The organism is Streptomyces nymphaeiformis (genome assembly GCF_014203895.1).
GTDB lineage: Bacteria > Actinomycetota > Actinomycetes > Streptomycetales > Streptomycetaceae > Streptomyces > Streptomyces nymphaeiformis.
In genome coordinates, this window is sequence record NZ_JACHJY010000017.1 from 23,234 (window position 1) to 49,025 (window position 25,792).

Consider the following 25,792-nt stretch of genomic DNA (forward strand, 5'->3'; position numbering starts at 1 on the left):
CCCGGCGCAGCGACCGGGCGAGGCGTCAGGACGAGGCAAACGTTGCTTGATACGGCACTAGAGCACTTCCGACACACGCCCTAGCCGTCCAACGTCCAGTCCGTGACCTCGGGCATGTCCACGCCGTGCTCGCGGATCCACGCGTGGTGGCGCTGCAGGGCGTCCGCTATGCACTGGCGTACCCCGGCCGCGCGGTCGGCGAGGCCGGGGAGCTGGAATCCCTCGGCGCGACCGTACGGCTCCGGCACGCCGCCAGGGAACACGGGCGGCGACCCGGCCGCCTCGCGAGGCGGCCGACACGGGCCGCGGCGACGTCCTCCTCGAACTGGCGCGGCAATACGCCGCCAGCGGCGCGTACCCGTGGGAGCAGTGCGAGCCCTGGGGCATGGAGCCGGACGGCCACCCGTCCGGCCCCTGGTCCGGCACCGTCACGGAGGCGGACCGGCGGCACGCGCGGTCGCGTCCCGCCGGTGACGGAGACCGGCCGCGGCCCGCCGTGTCGCGCGTGACACAGGGTGACGATACCCGTATGTTTGATTACGTCCCGTAACTCTACCGCACGGGGTGGACCGCGCTCCGGGGTCGGCCGTACACCGCCGCCCCACCGGCGGCACGCCCGCCAGGAGGTGCCGGTGATCGACCGTATCTGGCTTCAACCACCCCTCGCCATGGCCCGGTTGGGTTCCTCGCCGATGCCGTGCGACAACTACCGCTACGGACCCAGCGACCTGACCCCGCGCGGTACGGGCAAGACCACCGTGGAACCGGTGGAGAGCCTCGACCTCGCCGCCGACGGCACCCTGACCACGCGGATGCCGCAGAAGGTCCGGTTCAAGGACGCGGACGGCTGGCGGCCGGTGTGCCCGTTCTTCGAGGTGCACGGCAGCTGGACCACCGCCGACGGCGAGCAGCGCACGGGGGTCCTCACCGCCGACGTGCTCGCCGGCTTCGGGCTGGGCCTCGGCGACGTGCGCTGGCAGGTCTCCGTCGCCAACCTCAAGGCCCACCACATCACCCAGCAGCAGGACGACCGCGTCGAGGCCCGGGCCGAGGTCCGTGGCGACGACCACCAGCGGCACCCGCTCGCCGGGCACTCCCCGCAGGGCGCCGCCAACCCGCTCGTCCCGGCCGACAAGTCCCTCCCGCTCGGCTCGGTCCAGGTGCCCGCACCGAACGCCGAACTCCCTGAGCTCCGGCTACGGTTCACCCCGGGGAAAGGATTGGTGTACGGGCCGACGAACCTGGCCGAGCTCGCCGCGAACACCGGGTACCAGCTCCCGCAGGAGCGGCTCATCCTCAATCCGGCCGCGCCGTGGTGCCGGTTGAGGCTCAGTGACATCAGCGACGATGAACGGACCTCGCCCCCAGGCCTGTTCGCGGGCGCGGAGCGGCAGATCCAGGCCAGTCTGGGCATGGTCGACGACATCTGCGACGGCACGGTCGCCGTGACCCTGCCGGGAGGTCTCACCGCCACCGCCCGCATCGTGGTCAGCCCGCCCGACTTCGCACCGGACCGCAGGCCCTTCGTCTCCCTCGCGGACGGACTCGCCGACCGGGTCAAGCGCGCCGAAGTGAGCGACCCCTCTTACGTCGCCGACGAGGGACAGACCGCGCTGGAGATCCGTGATCTCTTCGAACGGGTCCTCGAAACGATGGGCAACATGAACGTGGACGTGCAGAACCAGCGCGTCCTCGACACCTACGAAGGGGTCGCGTGGACGGTTCCCGAACCGCTGACCGGCGTTCTCCTCGCGCTCACCGACCGCGGTCGTCGGCGCCACCGCCGCTTCGTCGCCCTCGAGGCTCTGGAAGACATGGTGCGTGAGCAGCCCGATCTGCTCGACCGCGTGGTACGGCCGCCGGCCGAGGACCTGCCGCCCAGCTACACCGACCGCCGCATGCCGATCGGGATGCGCGGTGCCGACGCTGGACCGCTGCACCTGACCCGACGGCAGTACGACCTGCTGACCGCCTGGGCCCAGGGCCTGCGTGACAGGACGGAGCCGGGCACGTGACCGTACTCCTGCAGATCGGGCGGCGGCCCCCGGACGTCCCGGTACAGGCCACGAGCCCGCTGCCGGCCGGGCCCGGAGCGCAGGTGCGGGCCTTCCGGAGTGCGCACGGGGCCCATCTCTTCGTCGCCGACGGCAGCCGTCTGTACGACCTGCCCGAGGCGACGGCGGTCCGGCTGGAGGAGTGGCTCTCCGCCTCGGAGGGCTCCCTCGACGAGCTGGGGCGCACGCTGGACCTCCCGCTCTGGGGGGCACCGCGGATCGACGGCACGCCCCTCGCACCGCCTCCGCTGTCCTCGATCTCCCTCAACGTGATGCAGGCCTGCAATCTGAGCTGCGGTCACTGTTACGCCGACGAGGGCCGGTTCGGGGGAAGCGCCCGGGCGATGCCCCGGGCCACCGCGTACGCGGCGGTGGACCGGCTGCTGGCCGAGGCGGCGCCCGGCTCGGACGTCGTCGTGGGCTTCATGGGCGGCGAACCGCTGCTCGCCCGCGACCTGGTGCACGAGGTGGTCCGGTACGCCGTCCGGGCGGGGGCCACCACCGGGCACCGGGTCCGCTTCGCGATCACCACCAACCTGACGACCGTACGGCCCGACGACGCTGCACTGTTCGCGGAGCACCCGTTCACCGTCACGGTCAGCCTGGACGGCGACCGGACCGGCCACGACGCCCTGCGCAGGGCGCCCGGCGGAGCCAGCGCATACGACCGGCTGCGGGCCGGGCTCGACACGCTCGCCCGCCACGGCCGCCCCCGCCACCTCTCCGCGCGCGTCAGCGTCACCCCGTACACCGGCCGCCTCCTGGACATCCTGGAGCACGGCATCGCGCTCGGCTTCGACGAGGTCGGGTTCGGTGCGGTGGTCAGCGCCCCGGACCCCGCGTACGAGATCACCACCGAGGCCTTCGCGGGCTTCCTCGAGCAGATGACCGCCTGCGGCGAACGGGCCCTTGCAGAGCTGTCGGCCGGCCGCGCCTACCCGTTCGGCAACTTCCAGACCGCCATGGAGCAGCTGCACCGGGGCGCCCACCGCCCCTACCCCTGCGGGGCCGGCGCGGGCTACCTCAGCGCCTCCGCGGAAGGGGGCCTCTACGCCTGCCACCGGCTGGTCGACGACCCCGCCTTCGCCATGGGCTCACTGGCCGCCGGACCCGACACCGCCACCCGGCAACGGCACCTGGCCGAACGCCACGTGGACCGGCAGGAGCCCTGCCGGTCCTGCTGGGCCCGCTACCTGTGCGGCGGCGGCTGCTACCACGAGGTCAGCCGACGGGGCCGGCCCGGCTGCGACTACATCCGCGGCTGGCTGTCCTTCTGCCTGCGCGCCTACGTCGAACTCGGTCAGGCCGCACCCGAGTTCTTCGAGCAGCGGTCCGCGGCGGCCCCGCTCACGAGCAGTGCCAGCACCGTCTGAAGGCCTGAAGGAGCCCGTCCATGCCCGACCTGCCGACTCCCACTGGGAAGATCCTCCCGCGCAACCTCACCGCGCGGGCCGACCACGTCGTACGCGGCAACCCCTCCAACACCCGCCCGGAGAGCGGGGTCGACAACTGCTTCCCGGGGCTCGAGTTCGACCAGCGCAACCTCGACAAGGCCTTCTTCCCCGGGATGCTCTTCGACTTCCACCGCTACAACGGTTCCCGGGCGCTGGAGGTGACCGGCGGGGTGGCCGCCGCCCACGGGCTGACCACGGCGGACCTGACGGGCGACAACCAGGTCTTCATCGGGGCCGTGTGCGGCCGGACCCGGGTGGACCAGACCGACGCCCAGGTCGAGCCGGTCGACTGCCGTGAACGCGACGGCCTGGATGTCTGGCGGCAGGTGCACGATCTGCTGCCGGGCCCGATCGCCGTACTCCTGCTGGGGCGCCAGACAACCGTCGCCACGCTCGGAGCCGCCGCGGTCGGCAACCTCAACGCCCTGCGCATGAGCGGTGAGAGCTTCGTCCGCCGTGCCCCCGACGGCCGGTTCCAGCTGGCCGTGCTGGTCTCGGACAGGGCCCGGTACCTGGACGAGAACGGGGTCATCGACCCGGAGGTGTACCAGCCGGGAGACCTCACCCGCAGCCTGTGCGCCCCCTGGCAGTACGACTTCCGTGACTGCGGCTGCTTCTACTGGGCCGCCTCGAAACCCGACGTCACCAGCAATGCCGACGAGAGCATCCCGCAGATGAACTTCCTGCGCGCGGACCGCACACCGGTCCCGGACCTCGATACGGACGCACTGGACCTCGGCAGCCCGCGCAGGCGGTTGGAGCTCGGCTACCCCCGGCTGATCTCCGACTGGCAGGTGCTGCCCGTGGTGCTCAACGACCGCGAGGACGACAGCATCGGCAACCCGGTGCCGCCCGACATCCCGCTCCTCGACCGGGCGACCGTGATCAGCAGGCTCAAGTCACTGGCCACCGTCGAGCACGCACTGAGCGTGGAGTACCTGTACGCGCACTACTCGCTCAACGCCCCCAGGGAGCTGCCGGATTCGGCGAGTCGGCTGATGCGGCGGATCCACGCCGCGGCCTTCGAGGTGTTCGAGGTCGCGGTCGACGAGATGCGGCACCTCCGCTGGGTGAACGAGGCCCTCGGCACCCTGGGCGAGAAGCCCGTCGTCGGGCGGGCGGCGGAGATCGTGCGCGACACGGTCCACCCCTTCGAGCTCCGCCCGCTGACACCCGCGCAACTGCAGTGGTTCATCGACGTGGAGGCCCCCAGCCAGCAGGTGGGCACCGGCCTCGACGGCATGTACGTCCAGCTGCACCGGAGCATCACCAAGCAGCCGGACGTGTTTCCCGAGGCCGACAGGCTGGCCCACCTGATCAAGCTCGTCATCGACGAGGGCGAGGAGCACTTCCGTCGGTTCACCGCGGTGAAGGAGCACTTGGCGGGTCTCGATCCCCTCGTGTACCTGCGACCCCTGCGGCGGCCGGGCGCGCAGGACGAGCTGGGCCGGACGCTGCTCGACCTCAGCGACCGGTACTACGCGGCACTGCTCGGCACCCTGCAAGCCACCTTCGCACTCGGCGACCAGGCCGGTGGTCTGCTGATCGGCCAGGCCCGGGTCACGATGGAGAACCTCCACGAGATCAACCACCTCCTCGCCGCCCGCGGCATCGCGCCCCGCTTCACTCTGCCCCCGGCCTTCGCGCCGGGCGCAGGCGAGCTGCCGCCCGAGCTCGCCAACGGCCAGGCCACCAGGGAAGCGGCCATCGCGGCGATCGAGGCCCTGGCCACCATTCGGGAACTCGACGGGGACCTGCGGGACATGGCCAATAGTCAGCAGTTTGAAACCGCGGCTCTGCTGGACGTGCTGGACCTTCAGGGATGAGCCGCCCCGTCGAGATCGGCGGGGCCGGACTGGCGGAGCTGACCTGCGCCCGGCTACTGGCCGGGCGCGGGCACCGGGTCCGGCTGCCGCCGCCCGGGCCGGGCGCGGCGGGGGCGGGCGCCACGGGGGCTCGGCCGCTGCTGCTCGCCGGACCGGCCCTGGAGCTGCTGGACTCCCTGTGGGGTCCGGGACTCCTCGACGGGACCTGGGATGTGACGCACCGTCAGGTACGCTGGGGCGACGGGCCGCCGACCCGGTTTGCGCAGGCCGGCCGGGTGGTGGACGGAGCCGAGGTGGCCGTCCGCATGCGGGAGCGGCTGGCGGAGCACGGCATGGACGAGGGGCGCACGGATCCGCCGGAGGGACCGCCCGGCTGGGTGGTGACCGCCCGTGCGGTGCCCGAACGGGCCGCCGGGAGGCGGCGGTTGCTGGCCGGGACGGCCCCGCTACTCCCCGGTGCCGACGAGCGCACCGCCGTCCTCGGCACCGCCGAATCGGGCTGGGCGCAGCTCACCCCGCTGGGGCGCGGCGCCGCCCTCGTACAGGCCATGGTGCCCGGTCCGGTCGGGGACCCCGTCACCCTGCTCGCCCGGCTGGCCGCCGAGACCGGTCTCGGGGCGCTCCTGCGCCACCCGCCCCGGGCCGCCGCCGCCGTCCCGGCCGCCCCGCTGCTGCACCCGGCCCCCGCGACGGCACCTGCCGAGGACGCCCCGGGCCGGCTGCTGGTGGGGGCCGGCGCCATCCGCTACGACCCCCTCAGCGGCACCGGAACCGCGCAGGCCCTGCGTACGGGCATCCTCGCCGCCGCCGTCATCGACGCGGCCGTGCGGGGGACCGCGGCGCCCCGTGCGCTGTGCGCCCACTACGCCGCCCGGCTGCGCGCGGCCTACGTCGAACACCAGCGCAGCTGCGCCCGGTTGTACGGGAGCGCCTTCGCCGGACCCGCCTGGTCCGACGAACTCGACGGCGCCCGGAACGCCGTCGCGGTCGGCTGACTCCCTCGACCGCCTACGGGTCGCACGAGGGGCGCCAGGTCAAGTGTGGCAGGAGGTCCCGCCACTGCTGTTCGGGGATGCCGACGACCCCTTCCAGGGCGTCATCCCACCGGAGTACATCCCCCACCGGATCACCATCCCCACGCTGGAGGAGATCCACGCGCTCAAAGAGGTCGGGTCCAAGGCTCTCGTCGTCATCATCGACCTGGTGTCCGGGTGTGGGCACCGAAACGGAGAGGCGTTCGCAGCCAACCTCGAAGGGATGGTCGCGGACGGCGTGTACCGCATCACCGAGAAGATCGAGGGGAAGACCCGCCAGCGTTCCCGCTCAAGCACCGCAGGGCCGGCGACTTCCGCAAGGTCCCCGTGCCGGCCACTGTCCGGGAGTCCCTCCTCAGCTACGCACACGACGTCGGCGCGGACCAGAATGGCTTCCTCCTGCGGACTCAGCGCAGCGCCTACTGGGCACACACGCGCTCGACTACCACTAAGCCTTTTCCAACCTCACGCTGAGGCGTGAGGTTGGAAAAGGCTCCCTACGTTGTCCTGCGGGATGTGGTGAGCCCTTCGTATGGTTGACCCGCCCAGGGGTGCCGGGTGTGGTTCAACTGGCTGCTCCACAAGGGCTCCGCGACGACGCCAAGCCCTGAGGACATTCCACCACCCCCGAGTCGCCCTCCTCGACGCCCCTCCCACATCGGCTGAACCGTGGCGCAGCTCGTCCTCGCGGTTGACGTTCTGCCGCGTCGCAGGAGATTTCGAGCACACGCCAAGATCCGGGCCATTCCCGGACCACCAGGCTTGCGGGGAGCGTCAGCACCAACATCTCCGCAGGCCAGCGCCTCGTAACTCCTGTACCACCAGCACACGAAGAATCTTCTCGTGTCGTACTCGCCGAAGAAGCTCGGGTTCTTCTAGGGGGGCACGAAAAGGGCGCCTGACCTGGGTTTTTGCCCGACAGGCGCCCACTGGCCGCGCCGACCAGCGTGAGAAGGGTTATGCGGTATAATCCCCAGTTCCTCCCACTGCTGTCCCACTCCTGACCAGCCCTTCCGGTCCATGCCGGCGTCGGCGCGATGCTCACCGCCCGTGTCGACTACGAGATCCACTACGCGAACATCGCCGACCGCAACAGGTGTGCACCTCGAGTCAGGGTGTCCGCTGACCCGAGGTGCGCCGAGGTGCCGGTCTGGCGGGCGTCAGCCCTGGCAGACGCCGCGCGTGTAGTCGTACGTCGCCGTCGCCTGCGAGTACTTCCACTGCGGCGCGAGCAGCCCGTCCGCCAGCTGGCGTGCGGCGGCGGGGCTTTCGATCACGTAGCCGAAGTCCTGGAGCCAGGAGGGGTACAGGTTCTTCGAGCCGATGTAGAAGGCCGAGTCGTCCACCGAGACCAGCTTGTGGTGCTGGGCGTACGGCTTGCCGTCCGCCCACATCGGCTTGTCCGAGGCGCGGAAGGTCGCGAGCTGCAGGTTCTGGCACATCGCGGCCCTTGCCTTCGGCACGTCACCGGTCAGGGCCGTGAGGCGGCCGCGCAGGGCGTCGCTCACCTCGGACAGCGACTTGATCTGCGAGTAGCCACCGCTGCCGATGGTGCCCCGGTTGGCCGGGTCGCTGACGACGATGCGCACCTTCACACCGGCGGCGAGTTTCGCGGCGAGGGTGTCGTAGAGCCGGATGTCGTAGCGGGGCAGCGGCGGGCAGGTCGCGTTCAGGTCCTGCTGCGAGATCTCGACGTGCTCGGTCGCGCTCGCGACGAGGGCCCGCAGGGCGCTCTCCTCCGGGTTGACCGTGTCGTAGTCGCGGTCGGCGTTGGTGTAGTCGTGCACGCCGAATCCGCAGGTGGTGTCGGAGGCCGTCGGCAGGACGGGCCGGAACGACGAGGACGGGTCGCTCTGTCGGATCCCGACGCCGAGGCCGCCGACCGCGAGGGCGGGGATGTCGCCGCCGGTGGGCGGGGCGGCGGGCCGGGGCAGGGTGGGCAGGCAGCCCGCGCCGTTGGAGGAGGCGAACCAGACGGCGGTCCAGTTGTTCTTGTTGCGGCAGGTCCAGTCCCACAGCGTGTCGAGATAGCGTCCGGCGGAGCCCGCCGCCGGGCCGGACAGCGCGAGGTCGACGTCGTTCACCGGGTGGGTGGTGTCGAGGTAGTCGTTCTTCCAGCTGTTGATGCCGCCGGTGACCACCGAGTTCCCGTCCACCACCACCAGCTTGGAGTGGTTCCAGGAGAAGCCGGTCTTCGACGTCGTCATCGAGGCCACGTCGAGAGTGACGCTCGCGGCCGCCGGACCCAGCTTGTCCACCAGCTCGTCGCGGTAGGCGGACGGAACCACGTTGGCGTGGTAGATGGGTGCGGCGCCGACCAGTATGCGAACCTGAAGCCGGTTGCCCTTCTGCGCGGCCTCCTTCAGGCCGGCCACGATCGCGTCCTGGAAGGCTCCGTCGGGGAACGGGGCCAGAGTGGATATGTCCACGCTGTACCGGGCGTTCGCGATGTCCTCGCGCACCTTCTCCAACAGGCGCCGGGAGCCCGAACGGTCGGTGCAGGTGGGATCGCCCCAGCAGCCGGGGGTCTGGAGCAGCCAGTCGAAGCCGCCGGGGGTGGAGGCACCCAGCCGGTTCCCCGTCGTGCGCTCCCAGACGGATCCCTCCAGGCCCGGAGAGACCTGACGCAGGGACTGCTCCACCGCGTCCAGGTGCGGAGTGGGCGCGTCGGCGAACGCCGGGGCAGCGGACAGCAGGAGGGCGGAGAGGGCAAGCGGAAGGGCCGTCGTGCGGATGGTGCGGGCCAATGCGGTTCCTTGCTTGGGGGGGGTGGCTCGGGCCAAGGGCTCCGCGGAGGGGGCCTCGACCTTGATCAACTCACGTAAGTTACCAGTGCGTATCTCCTGGTTCACCCCAACCCACGCTACTTTCAGTCATATTCGCGCCCTGCGCCGTCGTCGAGGCTTCCCCGCCACGGCCCGGTCGTGGCCCGATCGCGGCGCGGCCGTGAAAGCCGGTCTCAGGGGCGCCCCTGGTCCAGCAAGACACAGACGAACTCCTCCTCGGCCGCCCGCATGATGTCCTGGAGCGCCTGGCTCCGGCTGCAGTCGGACAGGCCGCAGGTGTGCTGGAGGAGCCGGCGCAGCGTCACCGCGTGCCAGGCGGCGGGAAGGCGGGGCAGCGGTTCGCCGGTCGTGTCGTGAGGGCCAGGGCACGCCGGTCCACCAGGCTGAGGGCCACCGCCCCGCTGAAGGCCTTGGCCGCACTCGCGATACGCATGTGGTTCCCGGTCCGGGGTGGGCGTCCTGTACCCACCCCGGCCGTGCCGGCCCGACGGATGCGGGCACGTGTCGCCTCCTCAAGCGCGGCGATGGACGCCCGGGCGCGACGGGGGCTGGTGCACCCGGCGTCGGCGCCCTCCCCCACTTCCGCTGTCCGGCCGGGCGGCCTCTACGTCATCCGGCCCTGAAGCGTGGTCGAGGACATGCCCGCCGGCGTCATCGGATTCGAGTGGATGACGCCCGGCAGGACGAAGGCCTTCCCGCTCGCGGCGCGCGAGGAGGTGCTCGCCCGGGTCGCCGGCTGAGCGCCCGGCCAGGGCCTGGACGCCCGGCCGGCTAGAGGCCCGGCGCGTTGAAGGCGTTGAGGTGCCAGAAGGCCGCCGAGTACCAGAGCAGTGCGATCGTCAGGACCAGGGCGCCGCCGGCCACGGGCAGGACCCAGCCGGGCAGCCGGCGGTGCCGGACGACGATCACCTTGGCGACGAAGGCTCCGTAGAGGAAGCAGCCGCTCAGCGAGTGCAGGGCGGTGCGGGCGTCGGTCAGCTCCACCCCGTAGGCGACCAGGCAGTGCCGGGCGATCGGCAGGGAGAGCAGGAAGGCCGCGAGGCCGACGAGTCGGTGGATCCGTCCGACCGGCCGTGGCGCCGTCCCCAGGCCGGGCAGCCGACCGTACAGCCAGAGCGCGAGCAGCAGCTGGATCAGCGCGAGGCCGAGGAGGGCGGTACCGAGCTCGGCCTTCAGCTGCTGGGCGTCGCCGAAGCGGGTGCCGAAGAGGCTGGTGGCGTAGGCCGGAGTGTGCGCGCGTCCGAACCAGTACACCCCGACCACCGTCGCGACCGGCAGAAGCGCCCAGAGCACGACCCGTACCGTCCGCCCGCGCCGCGTCCCTCCTCGCATCGGGCGTTCGTCGCCGGCCATGCGGATCAGTCGCCCTCGACCTTGTCGCCGGCCGGGTTGACCACGTACCACTTGGCACCGAAGGCGCTGGATTCCTCGCCGTTGGTGTCTCCCTTGGCTTTGTCGCCCTCGAAGGAGTACAGCGGGTGGCCGTTGTAGACGATCTGGGTCTTGCCGTCGGTGCGTGTGGTGGTGGACAGCTTGGCCTGGTCGGCGCCCTTGACGGCGGTGGGAGCGCCCGTGGTGAGGGCGGGTGGCCAGGCCGTGGCGCAGGCGTCGTAGCAGGTGGAGGTGGACGAGGTGTCCTTCTCGAAGAGGTAGAGGGTCTTGCCCTGGGAGTCGGTCAGGATGTCGCCGAACTTGCCGACGGATGCCACCGCGACGCTCGTCCCTCCGCCCGCACCGGCGGAGGCCCTGGGCGAGGCGCTCGCGGACGTCGTCGCCGACTGCGTGGCCGCGGGGGACGAGCCGGCCTGATCGGTGGTCTTCGTGTTGCTGGAGCAGCCGCCGCACACCGCGGTGCACAGGGTGACGGCGGCGAGCGAGACGGCTGCGAGGCCGCGCTGATGCATGGTGTTCTCCGACGGATCGGGCACTTCCTGTCCCCCTCACTAGGGCCGGTGTCGCCCGGCGCCGCCACGGCGGCGCGCCGCGGGGTCAGCGCGACGGGGGACGCGGATGAGGCCGCCTGGGCGATGGCGTGTGCCGGGTGGACGGGCGCGGCTGCCCGGTTCCCGGCGGACGCGGGCCCCGCGGCGTCGGCGGAATCAACGCCGCGGAGCGCGGGTGACGATCAGCAACACCACGGCGAGCACCTGGACGGAAACGACCACGGTGATCAGCAGGGGAATCGAGTAGCCGTACAAGCCGCCGATCAGTGCGCCGCCGGCCAGGCTCGCAGCGCCGACCACACCGGCGAACAGGCCGTACGCGGTCGCCCGCCGGTCGCTGGGCACCAGGTCCGCGACCGTGGCGCGCAGGGTGGACTCCTGGATGCCCATGGCCGCACCCCACACCAGCGATCCTGCGACCGCGATCCCCAGCTCGTCGGTGAACGCCAGCATCGCCACACCCGCCGTGAGCACCGGCAGGGCGATCAGAACCCGGGGGCCGTGGCGGTCGTACAGCCATCCGGTGGCCAGCGCCGCCAGGGCGTCCACGGCCATCGCCGCCGCGTACAGCACCGGCACCCACGCGGCGGACAGCAGGTGCCGTTGAACCAGGTGGAAGGAGAGGACGCCGAAGGTGGCGAGCCCGGTCGTGGTGGTGGCCGTGAACGCGGCGTACGTCCAGAACGCCCTCGGCAGACGCCGGTCCCCTGCCTGATGGTCCGACGCCGGTACGGCCGTGGCGGCCGCCTCGCGCTCGTAGGCTTCCGGATCCGGCACCCGGGCCCGCAGCCGGTACAGGAGTCCCAGCACCGCGAGGCCGGGCAGGGCGAGCAGGCCGAGCGCCGGACCGTAATCGCCGCCGGTCAGCGCCAGCACTCCGGCCACGAACAGGGGACCGATCAGGGCGCCGACCTGGTCCATCGCCTCGTGCACGGCGAAGCCCCGCCCCCGTCCCGTCCCCGCCGCGGCGTGGGACAGGAGGGTGTCCTTCGCCGGGGAGCGGACGGCCTTGCCGACCCTCTCGGCGATCACGAGGGCACACGCCACCCATAGCACCCCGGCCGCACCCAGGAGTGGCACGGAGGCGACGGTCAGGGCGTATCCGGCGATGGTCAGGCCCCAGAAGCGGCGGGTGCGGTCCGCCAGCGGGCCCGACACCAGCCGCAGCCCGAGCGCCGCCGCCTCACCGGCGCCCGTGACCACGCCGACGACCAGCGCCGAGGCCCCCAGCGACGCCAGCAGCGGCCCGGTGACCGAGCGGGCCCCCTCGTACACGATGTCGGCGAGCAGGCTGACCGTGCCGAACCACAGCACGAACCGCCACGGCCCCATCCTCACCGGCCCCGTCTCCACGGGCCGCGTCCCCACCGGGCGTCTCCCTTTCATGGTCCCCTCCCTCGGCGAAGCAGCAGGGGTGTCGGACAGGGTACGAAGCTCGGCCTGCCGCGCCGACGGCGGAAGGATTCGATGCCGATGAGGCCGATGGTACGGCGAGGCCGCCGACCGACCACGGCTCTGTCGACGACGGCCGATCCGGGAGCGGGTCACTCCCGTACGCCGGCGGCCGACCCGCTCGCGGAGTCCGCCACCGTTCGGCGTCCGAGGCGGGAGATCGCGTCAGGTGGTGTCCGGCCTCTCGGGGTGGGCCAGGAGGAGAGGCGAGCTCAGGCGTGCGTCGGGGTGCATCCGGAGCAGGTGGTGCACCGCCCCGGACAGCCCGGGGAGCAGACCCGGTGCGAACGCCTCCTTGGCGAGGCCACCGACCGGACCGCGCTGCTCGATGCCGGTGATCAACTCCGCGTCGGCCTGTGCGGCGGACGGTCCCTCGTACCCCTTCAGATCGCGCAGGTGGTGCAGGAGCTCCCAGAGTCCGAGGTCGCCGTGACAGAGGGTGTGGCTCCAGCCGAACCCCTCGCGCAGGCCGGCCGGCCCCGAGCGGAGCGCGGTGTCCAGATGGCGGGGATCACCCGTGCGCCGGTGGAGGTCGAGGGCGGCCAGGCCGATGCCCGTGCTGCCGTGGCACCACGCGGTGGGATGGTCGACGTCTCCCCCGATCCGCGCATCGACCCAGGCCCCTGCCTCCGGCGTGTACAGCGACTCCTCGAAGTCGTGCGCCAGAGTGCCGAGTTCGTACCACCGGCGCCGGTCGGCCGGGCTCCCGGCGGACGAGAGGGCGAGCCTGGTGAGCGCCCACCCGGCGCCGGTGGCGCCATGGGCGAATCCGCCGATGCCCTCGGGGAACATCGCCGTGGACCACCGTGCTCCGCGGTCGTCGACGACCACGGTCCGCTCCAGATGCCGACCGGCCTCCGCGGCAGCTTCTAACCACCGCTCCTCGCCGGTGAGTTCGGCGAGGTCGAGCAAGGGGACGACCGCGCCGGCCACGCCGCTGAGCACGTCGAGGGCACGGTCCTCGGCGATGGCTTCCGGGGTCAGCAGCGCGGCCCTGGCACGGGCGCGGTCGAGCAGCCCGGGCGTGCCGAGCAGGCGGTGCAGCGCGGCCCAGGTCCACACCTGTGAGGCGACGCCGGTGAACCCGCCGAGCTGACGGGTCGGCGTGGTGTCCTCGGTGGCGGACAGTACCTCCAGGGTGCCGGCAAGCACGGACTCGACACCGGCCACCGGATCGGCTCGGCCGGCCCGCTGCTCCCGCTGGTACTCCGCGAGGGCGAGGGCGACGCCGCCCTGCCCGGTGTAAAGGTCCGCGCCCAGCGGGCGGACGGCCCAGCCGTAGTCCGTGAGCACGGGACTGATCCAGGTCGCGGTGGCGTCGGCACCGCGCACGGCCGCCTCGCAGACCGTCCGCACGGCCTGGGCCGCCAGTGTGCGGCGCCGCCGGTCCAGGTCCTCGACGTGCGGCGCGCGGGCGGGCGTCCGTACCCGGTCGGGAAGCCTGCGTTCGTTCAGGTAGGCGCCGACCAGGGCGCTGCGGATGGTGTCGCGTTCACGGGTGAGGTCCGCCCGCCGCCACCCGGCGAGGAAGGCGTCAAGCCGCTGTCCGTCCACCCGTTCGCCGAACGCGGGGATGTCTCCGACCAGGAGGTCCGCTATCTCCTGGTCGATCACGGCCGGTTCGCGGGGCGCGCCCGGGGCGGCGAGGGCGTTGCGGTGGAGGATGTCCCGGGCCCGGGCCAGGGCGGCGTCGGGGTCGTGCAGCGAAGCCGGGTGCCAGAGCATCCGGCCGATGTCCGTGTACGTCTGCGTGGGCCGGCGGATCCTGCGGACCAGGCAGCCGTCGAACACCCGCAACAGCGCGTCGAGTCCACCGCCCGCGTCGAGCTCCGCCAGGGCCGCGGTGAGCCCGTCGAAGCCGGTCAGCACCTGGTCCCAGTGGCGGATCAGCACCGGCTCGGGGCTGGGGTGGTTGCCGGCCGGCGGCAGGTCCACCGCGGCGATCTCCATGCGGGCGGTGTCCCGTCCTCCGTCCGTGATGACCGGGACGCGGATCTGCGGCTGCTGACCGGGCAGACCACCGGCGGCCGAGAGGTCCACGCCGGCGAGGGCGTAGCCGTCGGTGCGCAGTGGGAGGATGCCGGTGCGCAGCACGGTGTTGCGGATCGTCCGGGCCGCCCGGTCCACGGCGTCGCCGCGCCCGCTCGGCGGAACCTCGACGTCGGGGGTGAACAGGGCCTCGGCGTCGACGACGGCGGGCACCGGACCGTGGGCCACCAGGTTCTCGGCGTGCAGGTCGGTCCCGCCGAGGAGCCGCATCACCGCCAGCCAGCCGCCCAGGGCGCGGTAGAAGCGGGCGAGTTCCGCCTCGCCTCGGCAGTAGCGGTGATCGAGGTGCTCGGCCCAGCCGTAGCCGTCCCGTACCACCACCCTCGGTACGCCCAGGTCCTCGGCACCGGGGACGGCGGCGAGGAAGGAGCGCAGCGCGGCGTCCACCTCCACCGGTCGCGGCTTGTACATGACGCGGGAGGTCTCGAAGACCAGCAGCGCCACCGCCCGGCCACCGTTGTGGGTGTCCCCCCGGGCGAGTTCCAGGGCGCGCAGCGGTCCGGGATCGCCCCCGAGCAGGCCGGCGACGGCCCGCCGGTCCGCGGCGAGCCGCGCACCCAGCTCCAGGGCGCCCTCGGTCAGCAGGCGTCCGGAGGCGAAGGCCCGTCGGCGCAGCGCCGGGTAGCGCCGGTGCAGGGTCTCGGAGAAGCCGGGCGCGGAGGCCTGCCGGAGGAAGGCGTCCCATCGCGCGGACGGGTCCGTGCCGGGCAGGTCGCCGGCGAGGGCGGCAGCCCGCAGCTCAAGCAGGAGCACCCGGTTGAGCCGGAGCTGGAGGGTACGGCGGAGAGCCTCGCGGGTCGCCTCGCGCAGGACTTCCCGCTCGTCGGAGGCCAGCCCGGCCATCCCTGAGATCCGGTCGTCCAGCTCCGCGAACAGCGGGGCCGCGAAGGCGTCCACGGGGCCCGCGAACCATCCCTCGGGCGGCGGTCCGTCGGCCGCGCGGGCCGCTGCCACCGGTTCCACCATGCTGAGTCCTCTCCTGGTGTCTGGGTCGGGTTTCCGCACGCGGGGGCCGGCCTGCGCATGGCCTCGCCGGGCCTCGCCGGGCCTCGCCGGGCCTCGCCGGGCCTCGCCGGGCCTCGCCGGGCCTCGCCGGGCCTCGCCGGGCCGGGGAGCCCCTGAGGGCTCCCCGGGTGGTGCGTCCGGTGCCGTACGGCGGTTCGTCAGCAGCAGTAGCTGTGCAGCGAACCCGTACAGCTGCTGCATCCGGTGAGCAGCGCCTCGGTGCCGTCGGTCAGCGCGGCCTCTCCGGCCGCACCGCCCACGTAGAGCGGGCCGGCCGGGTTGTCGGCGCCGAAGGCCGTCTCGGCACCCTGGAGCCAGGCGGTGACGATCTCATCCGCGCGGGTGATGGACATGATGGACATGTGGGACCTCCTACGATTCGCCGGAAGTACACGGGGCTACAGAATCCACCGGAGGCGGTCCGTCCGGGATCTACCGGAACCGGCCAATCGTCGAGCGGTATTCCGGGCGCGCCCGGCCCGGCCCGGAGGCCGCCGCCGCGCGGCCGGAACGATGGCCGCCGGTCGGCGCGCCGCGGACGCCGACCATGGTGGCGGGCGGTGTCGGCCTCCTGCGCGTCCGGGTCCAGAACGGCACCTCCGCGAGGCACGAGAGGGACTGCGACGGCACCCGTCAAGGGGCGCGGCCCTAGTGCATTTTGGCCATTCACGCCCCGTAGTGGCGGCGCGTACGGGGCGGTCCGACGCGCGATCGCCCGGTCGAGCGAGCGGTCGAGAAGACCTGCCGCAGCCTCACAGGGGTCAACCTCCCGCCTCGAAGGGCGTAGGTGCCAAAGGCGTTCGTCCGCTCACTCGTCCTGCTGCCCATGGTCCTGCCGCCGACGGTCGGTGGTGTCGCGCTGCTCCTCGCCTTCGGGCATCGCGGACTCCTCGGGCCGTGGCTGGAGCACAGCTTCGGCAGCACTCCGCCGTTCCACACCTCCGGAGCCGTGCCGGCGGCAACGTTCGTCACCATGCCCCCTGGTCATCAGCCTGGAAGGTGCCCTCGGCAGGCTGCGACCGCGCTACGAGGAGACGGCGGCCTCTCGCGGCGCCTCACCAGTCCGGGCCTTCTTCACCGTCACCCTGCCGACAGCGGCACCCGGGGTCGTCGCGGGCGCGGCGCTCACCTGGGCCCGGGAGCTCGGCGAGTTCGGCGCCCCCATCACCTTCGCAGGCGACCCGCCCGGCACCGCCCAGACGCCGCCGTTCCAGGTCTACCTGCTGCTGCAGGACGATCCCGAGGCCGCGACCCCCGTCTCCCTGCTCCTGCTCGCTCTCGCCATGACCGTCCTGATCGCCCTGCCTTGAAGGTACTGCTGAACGAAAGCGTTGAACGCCGTCTGCAGGTCCTGCTCCTCCTCCAGCTCGGTCTTCGTCGCGTCGCCCGGCGTCAGATTGCCCGCAGTGTCCTCCAGGCCGGCAGTGCTCTGGAAGTCGGAGAGCGCGCTCGCCGTCTCCGCGGTGAACGAACCACGTCTCTGCGTTGCCGTCCTGCGCCGAAGGGGCCATGCGGGCACGCGGGTGCACGGACGGGGTGTACCGGTGGGTGCGCACGGGTCAATCCGAGGTGCAGCCCGTGCCGGGGCCACCGACGCTGGGGGAAACGACGCCTGACGAGCTTAGGAGGGAACGTGACACCGCTGGCCCGGATTCCGTTGGCGGGCGGGGGCAGCATCCTCGTCGAAGGGTCGGGGGTGCCGACCGGCCCCGTGCAGGCTGGTCGCATCGGTGATGCCGTGCACGAACTGCCGGGAAGTCTGCAGGCGGCTCTGGAGCCGGTCACGGAGGCGGCGCGCGCCACGCTCGAACAGTTGCGCAAGGCCCGGCCCGACCAGATCACTGTCGAATTCGGCCTCGACCTTGCGGTCGAGGCCGGAGCTGTGATCACCAAGAGCCAGGCGATGTGTCACCTGAAGGTGACGATGTCGTGGATGAGGGCGGTTCTTGACGAGGCTGGGGGCCGGTCGGCGAACGGGTCCGGGCAGTGAAGGGCGCCGGGCAGTCGGACCTGCCCCGTGCCGTGACGCAGATCCTCGACCCGGACGGCCGGGTGGCCGGGGCCGGATTCTTGGTGGCCGAGGGCGTCCTGGTCACCTGCGCACACGTCGTCCGGGCGGCGGGAAGCGGCCCGGGTGGCAGCGTGCGGATGGCGTTCCCCCACGTGGAAGGCGCTCCCCGGGCCGAGGGACAGGTCCTCGAAGGGGCGTGGCGTGCCCCGGAGGCCGAGGACGTGGCGTTCGTACGACTGGGCAGTACGGCTCCGCGCGTGGCTGCGCTGCCGCTGGGGTCCGCGGCCGGGTGCCGGGGCCACGCGGTGCGCTCGTTCGGGTTTCCCGCCCAGGCCCCGCCGGACGGACACTTCGGCTTCGGTGTGGCCGGTGAGCTGCTGCCGGCGACCGAGAGCAGGGGTGCGCATCTGCAGTTGACCGCCGCCAACGACCTCACCACCGGCTTCAGCGGTGGGCCGGTGCTGGACGAGGTGACCGGCCTGGTCATCGGCATGTTGACGGAGATCACGGCCCCCGACGAGCACGAACGGGGGCAGGGTATCGCGTACGTCACTCCCACACAGGTCCTCAGGGAGGTCCTGCCGACGCTGGCCGAGCAGGACTTGTGCCCGTACCAAGGGCTGGAGCCGTTCACCGCCGACCGGGCCCGCTGGTTCGAGGGCCGCAGGGAAGCGGTACGGCAGGTGGTGGCCAACCTGGCCGGCGGGCATCGGCTCACCCTGCTGCTCGGCCCTTCCGGCTCGGGCAAGTCGTCCCTCGTCCAGGCCGGTGTGCTGCGGGCGTTGGCGGCGGGAGCTCTACCGGGCAGCGACCGGTGGCTGCCCGTGGTCGTCCGACCGCGTCAGGATCTGCTGGCCGAGATGGAACGAGCGGGACTGCCCGGCGTGGCCACGGACGGCATCGCCGCGGCGGTGCGCGGCAGACTGGCCGCCGAGCCCGATCGGGATCGCGTCCTGTTGGTCGTCGACCAGTTCGAGGAACTCCTCACCGGGCCTGCGGCAGGGGGACAGGAGGGCCATACAGGAGTTGCCGCTGTCGCGGACCAGATCGCCCAGGCGGCTGGCTCACCGTCCCCGCTCTCCGTCGTGCTGATCATGCGTGACGACTTCTACCCCCAACTGGCCGCCATGGCCCCCCGGCTGCTCGAAGCCTCGATGCCGGGACTCCTCAACGTACAGGGCACCCTGAGCGAGGAGGACCTGCACGACATCATCGCCCTGCCCGCCCAGGACGTGGGACTGCACTTCCAGCCGGGCCTGCCCGAGCAGATGATCGCCGACGTCCTGGCCGCGAGCCCCGAGGAGGCGGCTACGAGCCGCCGGGCACCAGCCACCGTGCTGCCGATGCTGGAGCTCGCGCTCAGCCAGCTGTGGCTCCGGCGCGAGGACGGCTACCTCACCCACGAGGCGTACCGGCGCATCGGAGCGGTCAGCGGAAGCCTCGCCACGTGGTGCGACACCGCACTCGACCAGCTGTCGCCAGGACAACGGCCCGTTGCGCAGGGCATCCTGACCGCTCTGGTCCACCCGGCCGACCCGGCCCGCCGCGTTCCCGCCGTGCGTGCGCAGGTTCCGCTCGACGAACTCCGCGAGCTGGTGGCGGGTGGCGGCGGAGCGGACGGAGGCGGTCGCACCGAGGGCGACACCCGCAGTGAGAGTGGCGGTGGCGGCGACCACGCCGTGGACGAGGTCATCGCCGGCCTCGCACACCATCGCATCATCACCACCCATCGCCTCGACGCCCCGACCGGACAGGCGGTGGCCGAACTGGTCCATGACTCCCTCATCCGCGACTGGGGCACCCTGCGGGAGTGGGTCGGTCAGGACCACCGTTTCCAGGAGTGGCTCGAGCGCACACGGGAACGCCGTGACCGCTGGGCCGCGCAGCGCGACCCGGGAGACCTCCTGGCCGGGACGGCTCTGGCCGAGGGCCTGGAATGGCAGCGGGAACGCCGTCTACCGGGCCACATCACAGCCTTCCTCACTGCCAGCAAGCAGCGTCAGCAAGCCGTGATCCGGCGCAGCAGGCGCCTCAACGGCATCCTCGCCGGACTGCTCGTCCTCGCGCTCGTCGCCGCGGGCGGCGCCCTGTGGCAGTGGCGGACAGCGGTAGGCCGACAACAGGCGGCCCTGTCCCGACAGCTCGCCACCCAGTCCGACACGCTGAGCGACACCAACCCCGAGCTCTCCGCCCTGCTGGCCATCCAGGCCTACCGCACCAGCCCGACTCCCGAGTCCCTCGCCAGCCTGCGGTCCTCCGCCACTCTCCCGCTGCACCGCCGCTGGTTCGGTCACACCAGCCTGGTCAATTCCGTGGCGTTCAGTCCGGACGGCAAGACCCTCGCCACCGGCAGCAGCGACAAGACCGTACGGCTCTGGGACGTGGCCACCGGCAAGACCCGCGCCGTTCTCAAGGGCCATACCGACACGGTGACGGCCGTGGCGGCCAGTCCCGACGGCAGTACCTTCGCCACCGGCAGCCTGGACGGCACCGCACGGCTGTGGGACGCCGGGACCGGCAGGCTGCGCACCACCCTGCCCAAGCAGTCCGACGACGTCTGGGCGGTGGCGTTCAGCCCCGACGGCAGCACCCTCGCCGTCTGTGACGGCGACAGGAAGGCGAGGTTGTGGGAGCTGGGCACCGGAAAGGTCCGCGCCACGCTCGAGGGACACACCGACCAGGTGGTGTCGATCACCTTCAGCCGGGACAGGCGCACCGTCGTCACCGGCAGCTGGGACCGGACCGCGCGCATCTGGGACGCCACTACCGGGCAGTACCGCAGAAAGCTGGAGGGGCAGTCCGCAGCACTGCAGTCGGTGGCACTCAGCCGGGACGGCCGTACCCTCGCCACCGGCAGCTGGGACGGCACGGCATGGTTGTGGGACGCCAAGACGGGCAAGCCGCGCCTTTCGCTGAGCGGGCACTCCGATGTGGTGTATGCGGTGGCGTTCAGCCCCGATGACCGCACCCTCGCCACCGGCAGCGTCGACCACACGGCGCGGCTGTGGGACGTGGCCACCGGTGCGACGCGCGACGAGTTGGCAGGACACACCAACATGGTCTACGCGGTGGCCTTCAGTCCGGACGGCCGGACCCTCGCCACCGGCAGCCGCGACAAGACCGTACGACTGTGGGACATCGCCCGTGCGATCCGGACGACCCTGGTGGGGCACATCAACCAGGTGACCGCGGTGGCGTTCAGTCCCGACGGCCGCATCCTCGCCACGGCCAGCGCCGACTTCACCGTGCGCTTGTGGAACATGCCCGCCGGCACGAGGCGCACCATCCTGAAGGGCCACACCCAGGGGGTGAACGCTGTCGCGTTCAGCCCGGACGGCCGCACCCTTGCCACCGGCAGCGCCGACAAGACGGTACGCCTGTGGGACGTGGCCACCGGCAAGGAGCGCGCACGGCTGCTCGGCCACCAGGCCGGGGTGAACTCCGTGGCGTTCAGTCCGGACCGCAGTACTCTCGCCACGGGCAGCAGCGACAAGACAGCGCGGTTGTGGGACCTGGCCACCGGCAAGGAGCGAACCGCCCTGCGCGGCCACGACGAGCAGGTGTACGGCGTGGCGTTCAGTCCCGACGGCCGTACGCTCGCCACCGCAGGCGGAGACTTCACGGCGCGGTTGTGGGACGCGAGCACCGGCAAGGAGCGCACCATCCTGCGCGGACACACCGACCAGCTCCAGTCGGTGGCGTTCAGCCCGGACGGCCGCACCCTCGCCACCGCAAGTCTCGATTACACCGCCCGGCTGTGGGACGTGAACACCGGCAAGACCCGCAAGACCCTGCTCGGGCACTACGACGGGGTGGTCTCCGCTGCCTTCAGTCCCGACGGCCGCACCCTCGCCACCGGCAGCATCGACTCGTCCGCGATGCTGTGGGACGTGGCCACCGGGAAGACCCGCACCACCCTGTGGGGGCACTTCGACGCACTGTCCGCCGCAGCCTTCAGTCCCGACGGCCGCGCCCTCGCCACCGGCAGCGCGGACCGGACGGCCCGACTGTGGGACGTCCGCCTCGTCCCGGCCGGCGAAGCCATCGAGAAGATCTGCCGCACGGTCGGCCGCGACCTCACCCCCGACGAGCGGACCGCGTACCTGCCGGGGCGGTCCACCGGCCCCGTGTGCGACTGAGCGCCGCACCACGGCCCCGGGATGCCGGTACGGGACGTCACGGTCACCGCCCCGGGCGGGGAGCTCGGCTGCGACGGTACGGCCGATGTCGTGGGCGTCGTGCGGACCGACGGCCGGCCGGGCACGCTCTCAGGACGGCCCGCGGGCGATCCGCAGCTCCGTCAGGAGCGCCTTGCCCGGGCCGAGGTCCGTCCAGGTGCCGTGCCGGGGCAGGACGACGAGCGCGCAGATCGGGAACTTGGTCCGTACACGGTCCAGGGCCGTCCCGACCGAGCCGCCCGCGAGCAGCGTGATCGGGTCCCCCGAGCCCGGGTTATGCCCGACGACCAGCAGGGTGCCGACCTCGTCGGGAACGTCGTGGAGGACATCGAGGGGTCCTGTTCGTCCGCCCCGTACAGCCGCGGATCACGACGGGGCGCGACAGGGCGCTCCGGTTCCGCGGCGGCCAGCTCCCACGTCTCGCGGGCCCGCCGGCTGCGGTGGGCACTGGCCCGGTGCAGCATCCGCAGGCCCGACGAGATCGCCTACTACCTCGTTTGCGCCCCCTTATGCTCGCGCACACCTTCCTGGCGACCACGGCACACCAGCCCCGGGAAAGGGGGCGGAACTGGTGAGACAGCCGAGACCATCGAGCTCACAGTGGCGGAGATTCAGCGACTCCTGGCAGCTTGTCGTCCCCAGCCCGCGCACCTGCGCGGACACCGAGGCCGACGCCACGCGGTGAGCTGGTCGAACTGGCGCCGACGACGCCAAGCAGTCGCCCGCCGCTGCCACTACCAGCGACGCTGTCGCACGATCGAGGGGCGGTCTCTTCGAGACCGACCCTGACCGGCTTCCGTCCCGCTACACTCCAGCCGCCCGGCATCGTCCCAGGTCAGACCCCAAACTCCTGCTGGAGTACTAGCTATGGGCAGCTCGCGTTGGATCTGCACGAGGTCGACGCACCGGAGGACCGTCATGACCTCCCTCCGCACCGACTCTTGTAACCGCCCTCACGGACGGAGCCCAGCCCCCATCGCTGGTCAGCCGGACGCAGGATCCGTGCGTTGCCCAACGAGGATGGCGGCATAGTCGAGCCACACTTGACGGGGGATCCGGTCGCGAGCGTTGAGTCCGATCAGCTGCTCGACGGCCCATTTCTTGACCACTGCTTGCGGAATGAGCTTGTCCGGACCTAGATGGGTGGTCAGTCCCGCCGCATCGAGCTGGTAGGAGGCCAAGACCTGGGCGTCCAGGGCACCGTTGGTCTTGACCTCGATGCCTTGCTCCCGGGCCCAGCGCCGTGCCGCCTGTGTCAGTTCTCGGTCGGTGCGCTCGCGTTCGATGCTGCGGGAATCGGCGCCCGCACAGCGTCCGCAGCTCTTCGGCACGCCCCGGGCAACCTCTGCCTGCCTGACCCCGGTGACGAGGTTGCCGCACCGGCATCTGTAGTCCCGCAGGGCTCCGGCACGCTTCTTCGGGTTCGCGTAGGGAGGACCCACGGGCGTCAGCCAGCTGTCGGGGTGCGGAGGCGATTCCTTCAGCTTTCGCGGGCCGGCTGCGGCCTTCTCAGGCTTGGGGAACTTCCGCGGCTGATAGCGCTCGCCCAGCAGGGCCTTCTCCGTATCGGCAGAGGCAGCCTCAGTCCCCAGCGCGGTGTACGCGGCGAGTCCCGGCAGCGGGTGGAGGCCGAGCTGCTCGATGCGCTTCAGCACCGTGACGGCCACCTTCCACGCGCTCCAGCCCGCACCAACCACGACGTCGTGCTTCCCGATGGGGTCGAGATCCTCACGGACGCGGATCACTGTTTCACCCGCGTCGGTGAGCCGCTGGGTCTTGATGCGGTCGCTCTCGGAGCGGTCACGCCACCCGGTGGGCCCATGGGTCTTCCAGCCGTCGAACTCCACGACCAGCTGCAGAGCCTCGTCGCGCATGTCGACACGCTCTCCGCGGTAGCGCTTGCCTGCGACGGGAGCGAGCAGGACAGGTGCCTCCAGTTCGAGGTCGGGCAGATGGGTACGAAGCTCGTGAAATAGGGCCATCGCCTTGGCGGAGACGTTCTTGCTGCACATCGCGCAGCCGGAACGCAGCGCCTTCGCGGTTCGGCGGTTCGGCGGAGCCGGCCAGTCGCGATGCTCGTCGTCGGCGATGCACCGCCAGGTCACCTCGATCTTGGAGCCGACCGGGGTGTCGTACGCGGTTCGGCCGTTAGGAGCGCTGACCCATTGTTCGGCAAGCTCCGGGTACCAGGCAGCGAGGTTGTTGGAAGCGTCGGCTTGGTCGGAGTTGCACACCGGGCACCCGTTGATCCCGGCGGGCTTGCCGCCCTTCAGTCGAAGACTCGTGCGGCTCTTGGGCGTCTGCTCCCAGATGTGGGTGGCCAGGTACCACTCGCCGCTGCCGGGTGCGACGGCCGGGACCTGGTGCCACCAGATCGCAGGGATGTTGCTGCCGTAGCTGATTGCCTCAGCCGGACCAGAGGTTGGGTGCAGCTCCCCGGCCAGCGCCGGTATCGCGGCCACGGAGCGTTCGGGTGCCGGCAGTTCACCCGGGCGCGGTGCGGCGCCTGAGCACTTCGGGCACATGCTGGGCCGGTCGGCCCGGGTTCGGTCCTTCGGTGGGGCCAGCCAAGTGCCGTGTGCGGGCGCAACGGTGCACGACCAGGTTCTCGGGGTTCCGTCCCGCGCACCGATCCGCGATGCGTCGGCGGCATCAGCCCATTGCGCCTTCAGCACGCCGATGTCCGCGACTGGGATCGCTCGGGGGTCCACGGCCGCGTGGACGGCATCGAGGATCTCTTCCCGGATGCGCTGGCTGGCGCTTGTCTGGGTGTCGATCACGGCCCGCACCTGCTCCAAGGACACCACAACTTCGGTGCGCCACTGCTGGGTTAGTTGCTGCCAGAACCTCTTCTGTGCTTCGTACCGGTCAGCCCGGCACAGGCCGAACAGCGGCTCTGGCAACGTGTCGGGGCCCTTACGCGGCGGCCGGGCGCCTGAAGGGCTCTCCGCGGGAGTGGTGGAGAAGGCTGTCACGCGCCAACAGTGACAGACAGCACTGACATGTAGTCGGTTCAGGTCCAGTACGGATCTGTGGAAATGCCAACAGCCACCGAAGTGCCAGGGCAAACTCCCAGCCGTGAGCCTTTTCCAACCTCATGTTGAGGCGTGGTGAAGGACGAGAACGGCCTTCACGTCGTCGGTGATCCGGTTGGTGCTGCAGCGGAGCTTGCGGAGCAGACGCCGGCCCTTGAGGGGGGCCATGGCCTGCTCACCGAGGATGGGGCCTCCCCCTGCTCGAGCGAAGCCGAGAGCTCGGGGAAGGATCTTGGCGTGGCTGCTGTTGTGCCGGCGCTGCCATCGCTTGAGCCGACGCCCCCGGAACGGCATCCGGACCGGTCGGCCCGCACCTTGGTACGCCTTGTCCGCCCGGAACTTCACGCCTGCCTCGGCGAGCGCGTCGACTATGCCGTGCCCACGCGCCGCCGTCAGGTCGTGCGTTGCGCCGGGCAACGCCGGCGAGACCCGCAGCAGTCGGCCGAACGGGTCGGTGGGGGCCTGGATGTTCATGCCGTGGCGTTTGTGTTTCCCGGAGTAGTACGGGGTGCCCGCGGCGATCCGGCCGATCGGCAGCAGGGTGCCGTCCAGGATGACGAACGCCTTCATCCGGATCGCCTTCATAGCCTCGACCGGAGACGGGGCCGGGGCGGCCAGCACGTCGACGGCCTCGCGTATGGAGCGGAAGACGGTCGCGATCCCGACACCGAACCCGGCGGCGAGCTGGGCGTAGGTGTCACCACACCGCAGGCGGGCGAGGGCGAGCAGGGCCTGGCGCTCTGGTGCCAGTCGTCGCCACCGCGTACCGATCTCCTGCCGCCGGGAAGTGAGTCGTCCGGCCAGATACCGCAGGGTGTGATCGGACAGGTCGATCGACGACGGGTAGACAAGCAGGCGAGGCTCCTGGCAGCACGGTGCATCTTGGTCGTGACACCGTGCCGCCAGGAGCTTCGTCGTTGCGCAGGAGCGTCCAACTCGTGGCTGCTACGACCAGGCCGGAAAAG

At 71.8% G+C, this 25,792-nt stretch carries 16 protein-coding genes and 2 pseudogenes; 7 read left to right on the forward strand and 11 right to left on the reverse strand.

What is annotated here, in order from left to right; genetic code table 11:
- Positions 1-80: 80 nt before the first annotated feature.
- A pseudogene (locus tag GGE06_RS39660) lies at positions 81-215 on the reverse strand (phosphoketolase family protein); the annotation flags it as partial.
- Positions 216-632: 417 nt separating this feature from the next.
- On the opposite strand from GGE06_RS39660, the gene GGE06_RS39665 reads away from it, so the two are divergent.
- From GGE06_RS39665 to GGE06_RS39680, 4 genes are read left to right on the forward strand one after another with little or no spacing between them, the layout of a single operon-like run.
- Entirely contained in the window at positions 633-2,015 is a 1,383-nt protein-coding gene (locus GGE06_RS39665) for a hypothetical protein (RefSeq protein ID WP_184933092.1), read from the forward strand.
- A complete protein-coding gene (locus tag GGE06_RS39670) occupies positions 2,012-3,427 on the forward strand; it encodes a radical SAM/SPASM domain-containing protein (RefSeq protein WP_184933093.1) in 1,416 nt (471 codons plus the stop codon). The genes GGE06_RS39665 and GGE06_RS39670 overlap by 4 nt, the downstream gene beginning before the upstream one ends.
- Before the next feature lie 20 nt (positions 3,428-3,447).
- A complete protein-coding gene (locus GGE06_RS39675; RefSeq protein WP_184933094.1) occupies positions 3,448-5,334 on the forward strand; it encodes a LodA/GoxA family CTQ-dependent oxidase in 1,887 nt (628 codons plus the stop codon).
- Positions 5,331-6,329: an NAD(P)/FAD-dependent oxidoreductase gene (locus tag GGE06_RS39680; protein ID WP_184933095.1), complete on the forward strand. Its 999-nt coding sequence runs from the start codon at positions 5,331-5,333 to the stop codon at positions 6,327-6,329. The genes GGE06_RS39675 and GGE06_RS39680 overlap by 4 nt, the downstream gene beginning before the upstream one ends.
- 1,199 nt (positions 6,330-7,528) lie before the next feature.
- On the opposite strand, the gene GGE06_RS39685 is transcribed toward GGE06_RS39680, so the two are convergent.
- The 8 genes from GGE06_RS39685 to GGE06_RS39715 form a co-directional block, all read right to left on the reverse strand.
- Positions 7,529-9,115: a phospholipase D-like domain-containing protein gene (locus GGE06_RS39685; RefSeq protein WP_184933096.1), complete on the reverse strand. Its 1,587-nt coding sequence runs from the start codon at positions 9,113-9,115 to the stop codon at positions 7,529-7,531.
- A gap of 212 nt (positions 9,116-9,327) precedes the next feature.
- Complete coding sequence (locus GGE06_RS44205) at positions 9,328-9,459, reverse strand: hypothetical protein (RefSeq protein WP_376773647.1); 132 nt, start codon at positions 9,457-9,459, stop codon at positions 9,328-9,330.
- Positions 9,456-9,734 (reverse strand): serine hydrolase, encoded by a 279-nt coding sequence (locus GGE06_RS39690; RefSeq protein WP_376773648.1) that lies wholly within the window; start codon positions 9,732-9,734, stop codon positions 9,456-9,458. Before GGE06_RS39690 ends, GGE06_RS44205 begins: the two co-directional genes overlap by 4 nt.
- Positions 9,735-9,925: 191 nt before the next feature.
- Positions 9,926-10,447, reverse strand: a complete 522-nt coding sequence (locus GGE06_RS39695) for a DUF6529 family protein (RefSeq protein WP_312883474.1) — start codon at positions 10,445-10,447, stop codon at positions 9,926-9,928.
- Between the two features lie 65 nt (positions 10,448-10,512).
- Positions 10,513-11,058, reverse strand: coding sequence for a COG4315 family predicted lipoprotein (locus GGE06_RS39700; protein WP_116165740.1), 546 nt, complete (start codon positions 11,056-11,058; stop codon positions 10,513-10,515).
- Positions 11,059-11,253: 195 nt separating this feature from the next.
- Entirely contained in the window at positions 11,254-12,465 is a 1,212-nt protein-coding gene (locus GGE06_RS39705; protein ID WP_312883475.1) for an MFS transporter, read from the reverse strand.
- Between the two features lie 249 nt (positions 12,466-12,714).
- A complete protein-coding gene (locus tag GGE06_RS39710) occupies positions 12,715-15,564 on the reverse strand; it encodes a type 2 lanthipeptide synthetase LanM family protein (RefSeq protein WP_184933097.1) in 2,850 nt (949 codons plus the stop codon).
- A 197-nt stretch (positions 15,565-15,761) separates the two neighbouring features.
- Positions 15,762-15,965 (reverse strand): DUF6229 family protein, encoded by a 204-nt coding sequence (locus tag GGE06_RS39715; protein ID WP_041133069.1) that lies wholly within the window; start codon positions 15,963-15,965, stop codon positions 15,762-15,764.
- A 431-nt stretch (positions 15,966-16,396) separates the two neighbouring features.
- On the opposite strand from GGE06_RS39715, the pseudogene GGE06_RS39720 reads away from it, so the two are divergent.
- The 3 genes and pseudogenes from GGE06_RS39720 to GGE06_RS39730 form a co-directional block, all read left to right on the forward strand.
- A pseudogene (locus GGE06_RS39720) lies at positions 16,397-16,907 on the forward strand (molybdate ABC transporter permease subunit); the annotation flags it as partial.
- A gap of 329 nt (positions 16,908-17,236) precedes the next feature.
- Positions 17,237-17,593, forward strand: a complete 357-nt coding sequence (locus GGE06_RS39725; RefSeq protein ID WP_116163844.1) for a CU044_2847 family protein — start codon at positions 17,237-17,239, stop codon at positions 17,591-17,593.
- Entirely contained in the window at positions 17,590-21,753 is a 4,164-nt protein-coding gene (locus GGE06_RS39730; protein ID WP_184933098.1) for an nSTAND1 domain-containing NTPase, read from the forward strand. Before GGE06_RS39725 ends, GGE06_RS39730 begins: the two co-directional genes overlap by 4 nt.
- A gap of 1,022 nt (positions 21,754-22,775) precedes the next feature.
- On the opposite strand, the gene GGE06_RS39735 is transcribed toward GGE06_RS39730, so the two are convergent.
- Together GGE06_RS39735 and GGE06_RS39740 are read right to left on the reverse strand one after the other, a co-directional pair.
- Positions 22,776-24,767 (reverse strand): zinc-ribbon domain-containing protein, encoded by a 1,992-nt coding sequence (locus tag GGE06_RS39735; RefSeq protein ID WP_184933099.1) that lies wholly within the window; start codon positions 24,765-24,767, stop codon positions 22,776-22,778.
- Between the two features lie 120 nt (positions 24,768-24,887).
- Positions 24,888-25,682, reverse strand: a complete 795-nt coding sequence (locus tag GGE06_RS39740) for a transposase family protein (RefSeq protein ID WP_116163837.1) — start codon at positions 25,680-25,682, stop codon at positions 24,888-24,890.
- Positions 25,683-25,792 lie beyond the last annotated feature (110 nt).

Bases quoted from the DNA above. Each gene is read 5' to 3' on its own strand.
- GGE06_RS39675 (WP_184933094.1), top strand. From the start codon at position 3,448: ATGCCCGACCTGCCGACTCCCACTGGGAAGATCCTCCCGCGCAACCTC.
- GGE06_RS39680 (WP_184933095.1), top strand. From the start codon at position 5,331: ATGAGCCGCCCCGTCGAGATCGGCGGGGCCGGACTGGCGGAGCTGACC.
- GGE06_RS39700 (WP_116165740.1), bottom strand. From the start codon at position 11,058: ATGCATCAGCGCGGCCTCGCAGCCGTCTCGCTCGCCGCCGTCACCCTG.
- GGE06_RS39710 (WP_184933097.1), bottom strand. From the start codon at position 15,564: ATGGTGGAACCGGTGGCAGCGGCCCGCGCGGCCGACGGACCGCCGCCC.
- GGE06_RS39715 (WP_041133069.1), bottom strand. From the start codon at position 15,965: ATGTCCATCATGTCCATCACCCGCGCGGATGAGATCGTCACCGCCTGG.